General features: G+C 46.6%; 1 pseudogene. It reads left to right on the plus strand.

Annotation, left to right across the window (positions count from 1 at the left end):
- Positions 1-309: pseudogene (locus B3O33_RS13960) on the plus strand (DNA mismatch repair protein MutS); the annotation flags it as partial.

Consider the following 309-nt stretch of genomic DNA (forward strand, 5'->3'; position numbering starts at 1 on the left):
AGCGTTGGCATTGGAAAAATCTTTATATGAAGAACTCTTTAAACTGATTCATCCTGATCTTGCAGCATTGACCCATTGTGCTGCGGCACTGGCTGAGCTTGATGTTTTGGCAAATCTGGCTGAGCGAGCGCAAACACTCAATTATGTTGCGCCGCAGTTAACCACCGATAAAGGCTTATCGATTCAGGCTGGTCGGCATCCGGTGGTTGAGGCAGTGCAGAAAACCCATTTCTGCCCAAATGATTTGCAATTAAATGAACAGTCGATGCTGGTGATTACCGGACCAAACATGGGCGGTAAATCCACCTA

The organism is Methylophaga sp. UBA1464, assembly GCF_002325665.1.
In the GTDB taxonomy this organism is placed as follows: Bacteria; Pseudomonadota; Gammaproteobacteria; order Nitrosococcales; family Methylophagaceae; genus Methylophaga.